Below are 5,580 nucleotides of genomic sequence, written 5' to 3'. Positions count from 1 at the left end.
ATAATTAAATCTAACGTTTTTGATGAAAACACTCCTTAAGTTTTTAAAATATCGTGTCCACTTTTTGCTGACGATTTACAGGCAGACTATTCAGCGCTATCCGAATTTAAAAGTGGTGTTTTCTTCGCCTCTCGCTTCGAACCCTGAATTTTTTAAGAAGTTTAAATCTTCGGTCCAGAAATTCAGAACAAACTATTCGCAAGTGCATCAGAATGTTCTTTTTCTTAACTCGAGTAAGAAACATGAGTTTCTTTCATCTTTAGATTTTTCCGGGGCACCTATACCTATCTTGAAAGAATCTTATCTCCAGAAGCAATGCCCAAAAACCAAAAAAGCTAAAATGGCGTTTTGGGCCTCTCATTTGGGCAAAAGCCAGTCTAACATAATTTATGCAAATGGAGCATCAGATACGGAAGAACTGGCAAGTGAACTATGTAAATATCTACCTGATGTAGTGCATGAGCAGATTGACCTCTTTACAGAATTCATTAGGGAAAATATCCATGGTGAATATACTTTGATCGCGTGCTTAAAAAAAGGAGTAGTCTTCCACTACTCGACAATGCCAAGAGAATTGAAAGAAAAGATTGAAGAACTTTTCGCTGATGAAACAATACCCGTAAACTATCTTTGCTGTACGAGTACATTGTTAGAGGGCATGAATCTGCCAGCCAAAAATGTATTCATCCATAAGCCGACCAAAGGAAGGGGAACGAAGATGGGCAAGTTTGATTTCTGGAATTTGGCAGGCAGAGCAGGTAGGCTGCTTAAAGATTTTTATGGTAATATCTATTGCATAGATATTGAAGAATGGGGAGAGGAAGGTTACATTCCCGAAAAATCTGTGGAAAATTACGCTATCGAGAGCGCTACCGAAGTATCTCTTCTTTCTCGGAGTCTTGATCTATCTACTTATTTACAGGATGCAAAGCAGCCCTTTCCCCTTAAAGAAAGAGATATTCTGGAACAAGCTACCTCAACTTTTTTCTTAGATTTTATTGAGGACAATAACAATACAGTGGAACGTTTCGTGATAGAGAATGCAATAGCCTTAAATTCACTTCATGACATACTCCAGATAGATAATTCGATCAAGAACATCTCTACAAGAAACAGGCTACCAAAAGAAATATTAAGGAAAAATTCCGGGATAGATCCGAGATTTCAAAATGACCTATTCGCACTTTTCCATTCAAAAATATATACTTACTTCGTGCCGAAATATCCAGCGTCAGGTAATGAATTCTATAATTCCCTAGTTGCTATCTATCAGATCATTGATAAAATATTTTTGGGAGAGAGCGATAAAAATATCCTTAAGCATTATGCTGTGATCTCTTCCCAATGGATTAATGAAAATCCCATAGGCTTTCTTATACAAGAAAGGATAAATTATGAGAAAAGGGAAGACAAATTCGTTTCCGTCAATAAATGTGTGCGTTCCATTGTGGATGAGATAGAAAGGGTGGTGACTTTTAAATATTCCAAATATTTAAAGTGTTATACTGATATACTGCAATATTTCCTTACAAGCAGTGGTAGGGAAGTGAAGCTGATCAATCTGTCAGCTTACCTCGAACTTGGTGCATACCATCCAACTACATTAAGCCTTTTGTCGTTTGGAGTGTCACGTACAACAGCAATCAGATTGAGGAATATTATAGGCAACAACAACCTCAACAGAGCAGAGTGTAGAAACTGGATTGATAACAACATGGAAAAGCATAAGTCAAAGCTTCCAAAAGTCTGTCAGGATGACTATGACAAGAACTTTGAATAAAATCGGGCTGTCAATCACGTATACTTGACAACCTAAGCAATAAATTTGTTTTAGTAGATAGTCCAAATCCTCAACAATTCTGATTAAGTTATCCAACAGATTTCTTGATAAATATACGGACTTGGGATGAACTTGGCTTCCTCAGTTGATTGAGATTTTATTCTTCTAGAATCTTAGAAAAATCGCCGATTTCAATCAACTCTTCAATAAAACGGTTCGAATTTAAGACGTCCATTGACCCGAAAAAAGTGAGCCCCCCGCAACGATGTGAGGGGCTTTTTTATGCCTTTAGAGCGGCAGGCTCATCCTGTCATGCTTTTATTTCTCCGCTTATTTCTGTACATTTACTTAATAAAGCAATGACCTCAATTTAAATAGTTTCTTTACAGACAATAAAGATTGCTGTGAAGACAGGGCTCAGCGCTTGGATGCAGCTCGGTGTTAGTCAAACTTCAAACTTGCTTTGCAGCTATCCGCCTCCCTTCAAAATTACTTTTTATGGAAAACAGAAAGAAAAGTGCCATAAAGACGGAGAGACCAATGCGTGGGCGGCCGGATGTTAAGCTTAAGATGAGGTTCAATGATAAAATGGTTGAAATCTTGGGTGCACTGCTACTACTGGCTTATTGGGGAGTTATATTGTATTTTCAGCAACTTATCAACGGAAAAGTCGCGACTCACTTCAAGTTGGCCGGAAACCCAGATAGTTACGGAGGGAAAGAGACCCTTACAACTCTTCCTGCTTATGCGACCGTATTATACGGTGTTTTGGCCTTGTTAAGTTTTTTTCCCCGATACCTGAACTACCTTGATGAGATAACTCCCGAAAACGCAGAATTTCAATATAGGAAGGCTGCAACTATGATGAAATTGTGGAAATCATAGTTGTAGGTGTTTTTTTATTTCTTAGTATACTTAGCATCGCAAATTTGGAAGATTACCGTAATTCGACTTTCAATTGGATAATAAGCTTATTACCATATCTGTTTATGGTCCCTATTTTTTATTATCTGTTCACCAAAAAAAGTATGGTACGAGGTAAGATTTATTAAAAGATTTTTGTGACCTTGTATTATTCGCAAGGCATATTGAATGAATGACCTGAGGATTTTGTAATTTTAATAGAAATTAGCATGGTGGAAAAACAAATTCAAAATCCCTTCATTCTGGCGCTGAGAGCCTACAACCTTACTGTTGAAATTCATCACCATTCGGCTTATCAGATCGTTTTGTCCAATAATAGCCCTTTTACCTCAGCCATTGGCGGTCAGTTATTTGAAGCTATACACGGCTTTCTGATCAAACCCCAGGTGCCGCATTATTGCATAGCAGAAAAGGGGAGTTTGAATGTTTTAAACATAGAGCCTTACTCTAATGTGGGTTTGGAACTTTCGGGTAGATTTGCTATGGGTCAGGACGTTATTGTTTTTCATTCGCCATCCGAAATAAATGCCTTTTTTCAAATAACCAATGACGCCTTTGACATTTACACCATCATAGATGCGCTGCTTTCAAAACTACCCACTGTTCATTACGACGAACGGGTAACCAAAATAGTAAACTACATTAAGTTCAATTACTATCAGCAAAGTATCACTCCGCAAACATTTGCCGACATCGTTTATCTTTCTCCCTCCCGTTTGGCTGCGCTGTTTAAAAAACAAACAGGTAGTAGCTTGTCTAAGTATTTATTATGGACAAGGCTTCGCCAGGTAATTTATCTGACGCTTACCGAGAAAGAAAGAAGTTTGACAGAGATTGCATACGACGCAGGTTTTTACGACTTGCCGCAGTTGAATAAATATATGTATGAAATGTTTGGTATGCCACCAAAAGCCCTGAAGCATAATAGTGATCTGATACAAGTTTATTAGTCTCGCTATCTTCAATTTTGTGCTATCAGTTTAAACAATTAAAACATAGCACTATGAAAGCATTAGCGTATCACAAGTTTGGAGGCACAGATGTGTTGCAAATAGTAGAAGAACCTAAACCTTCAATTCAATCTAATCAGGTTCTGGTGAAAGTAAAAGCCGTTTCTATCAATCCGATGGATTGGAAGATCAGAAAAGGCGAAATGAAATTGATGTCCGGTTCAACATTTCCTAAGCACATCGGAGTCGACTTTGCCGGGATTATTGAAGAGGCCGGAACGTCGAGTTTTACAAAAGGCGATGAAGTTTTCGGCGTTGTTAAAAATTCAATGAAAGATGGGGCATTGGCCGAATATGTCGCCGTATCGTCTACATCTGTCTGGAAAAAACCTGCAGCTATTAATTTTGTGCAAGCCGCTTCCATTCCCATTGTTGGCGCCGCTGCTATTGCAGTACTGGACAAAATAGGTAACTTAAATGCAGACACTCAAGTTCTGGTAAATGGTGCAACCGGTGGCTTTGGAATGTTTCTGCTGCAATTACTGAAGCAGAAAGAAGTAAACATAACTGCAGTTGCAGGCACTAATGCATTGGCCTTCGCAAAAGAATGGGGAGCAGATTCCGTGCTTGATTACAAGAAGGAAGATGTACTTGCCGGAAAGAAGGCCTATGATATCGTTGTGGACCTGTCAGGTAAAATGGGGTATACCAATGCGAAACAGATTATGTAGCCGAAGTCCTTGTTTTTAAACCCTACGCCTAAGCCTATTGAGATTCCTATATCACTTTTTAAAAACCTATTTACTGGTAAAAAGCATGTTGTAATTCTTTCTCAGCCATTATCAAGAAATATCGAGATGCTGCTGAATGCCGTCAATAGCGGATTGAAGATTAAAGTGAATAAAGTCTTTCCTTTTACGCAATCCATAGAGGCATATCGGTTTGCCGAAAAAGGAGGAGTCATTGGCAAAGTTGCGATTGAGATCAATTAGGATGCGCAATCAGTTGCGATGAGCGGAGTGCAAGCCATGCTGAAAGATGCACTTGAATTATTAAGAACGAGAGTGGACAGCTGGAAAAGGAATAATTTGGACCGCATAATCATCAAAACAGTGATCTGATACAAGTTTACCGTTAACATGCTAACCATCTTTGCATAGTAATAAATAATAATCAAAAAAAGAACCATGAAAAAGAAAATAGTAGTACTCGGCGCCACAGGAACTGTGGGCAGTAAAATTTCAGAGATCCTTTTAAACGAAGGTCATCAGCTAACCTTAATTGCGAGACACGCTGAAAAGTTAGAAAGATACCGTTGTATGGGCGCGGAAGTAATTTCGGCTGATATAACTGACGTTAAAATGCTGACAAAAGTGTTTAGAAACGCAGATAGTGCTTTTGTGTTAATGCCGGATAATGTAAAGGCAGAAAACACAAGAGCGTATCAAAGGCAGGTGACGGGAAAGTTGATTGAAGCCATAGAACATTCGGGTATCCGTTATATAGTAAATATGAGTAGTCTCGGATCTCATATGCACGAAGGCAATGGTGTCATGGCCGGTACAGGTGAGCAGGAAGTGAGGTTAAACCAGTTGGATGGCGTAAATGTGCTGCATATCCGGTCTGCATATTTTATGGAAAATTTCTTAAGAACGATAGGCGTGGTGAAGAAATTAAATGTGAATGGCACCGTAGCGAACGGCGACCATGCTATTCCTATGGTAGCCACAAAAGATGTGGCAGAAATTGCAGCAAGGCATTTAGCAAATCTCGACTTCAATGCTAAAAGTGTCCATGCCGTGATGGGCCCCAGAGACTATACCTATAGCGAATTTACGCGCATCATCGTATCCGTCCTATGGACTACGTGTTTGATTTGAGCATAATTTGTTTATAGTTCTGCGGATACAGATCTTTTATGTTTTT

General features: G+C 38.9%; 6 protein-coding genes. All 6 read left to right on the top strand.

Annotated features, from left to right (window positions below):
- The first annotated feature begins 22 nt into the window (after positions 1–22).
- The 6 genes from EPX21_RS17830 to EPX21_RS17810 all read left to right on the top strand — a co-directional run bounded on the left by EPX21_RS17830 (position 23) and on the right by EPX21_RS17810 (position 5,534).
- Positions 23–1,780, top strand: a complete 1,758-nt coding sequence (locus EPX21_RS17830; RefSeq protein ID WP_134091041.1) for a hypothetical protein — start codon at positions 23–25, stop codon at positions 1,778–1,780.
- Between the two features lie 498 nt (positions 1,781–2,278).
- Positions 2,279–2,665, top strand: coding sequence for a DUF1648 domain-containing protein (locus tag EPX21_RS17825; protein ID WP_134091040.1), 387 nt, complete (start codon positions 2,279–2,281; stop codon positions 2,663–2,665).
- A 248-nt stretch (positions 2,666–2,913) separates the two neighbouring features.
- A complete protein-coding gene (locus EPX21_RS17820) occupies positions 2,914–3,654 on the top strand; it encodes an AraC family transcriptional regulator (protein WP_206106101.1) in 741 nt (246 codons plus the stop codon).
- 53 nt (positions 3,655–3,707) lie between these two features.
- Positions 3,708–4,385, top strand: coding sequence for an NADP-dependent oxidoreductase (locus EPX21_RS17815; protein WP_134091039.1), 678 nt, complete (start codon positions 3,708–3,710; stop codon positions 4,383–4,385).
- Between the two features lie 126 nt (positions 4,386–4,511).
- A complete protein-coding gene (locus tag EPX21_RS23540) occupies positions 4,512–4,646 on the top strand; it encodes a hypothetical protein (protein WP_240768723.1) in 135 nt (44 codons plus the stop codon).
- A gap of 195 nt (positions 4,647–4,841) precedes the next feature.
- Complete coding sequence (locus EPX21_RS17810; protein ID WP_134091038.1) at positions 4,842–5,534, top strand: NAD(P)H-binding protein; 693 nt, start codon at positions 4,842–4,844, stop codon at positions 5,532–5,534.
- The last annotated feature ends 46 nt before the right edge of the window (positions 5,535–5,580 follow it).

Source organism: Olivibacter sp. XZL3, assembly GCF_004368405.1.
Taxonomy (GTDB): Bacteria; Bacteroidota; Bacteroidia; order Sphingobacteriales; family Sphingobacteriaceae; genus Olivibacter.
Note: the sequence above shows the minus strand (reverse complement) of the source record. Positions and strands in the feature narration are given on the sequence as shown.

What these genes read in the sequence shown, in the direction of transcription:
- EPX21_RS23540 (WP_240768723.1), top strand. Translation starts at nt 4,512, where the DNA reads ATGCTGCTGAATGCCGTCAATAGCGGATTGAAGATTAAAGTGAATAAA.
- EPX21_RS17810 (WP_134091038.1), top strand. Translation starts at nt 4,842, where the DNA reads ATGAAAAAGAAAATAGTAGTACTCGGCGCCACAGGAACTGTGGGCAGT.
- EPX21_RS17830 (WP_134091041.1), top strand. Translation starts at nt 23, where the DNA reads ATGAAAACACTCCTTAAGTTTTTAAAATATCGTGTCCACTTTTTGCTG.
- EPX21_RS17825 (WP_134091040.1), top strand. Translation starts at nt 2,279, where the DNA reads ATGGAAAACAGAAAGAAAAGTGCCATAAAGACGGAGAGACCAATGCGT.
- EPX21_RS17815 (WP_134091039.1), top strand. Translation starts at nt 3,708, where the DNA reads ATGAAAGCATTAGCGTATCACAAGTTTGGAGGCACAGATGTGTTGCAA.
- EPX21_RS17820 (WP_206106101.1), top strand. Translation starts at nt 2,914, where the DNA reads ATGGTGGAAAAACAAATTCAAAATCCCTTCATTCTGGCGCTGAGAGCC.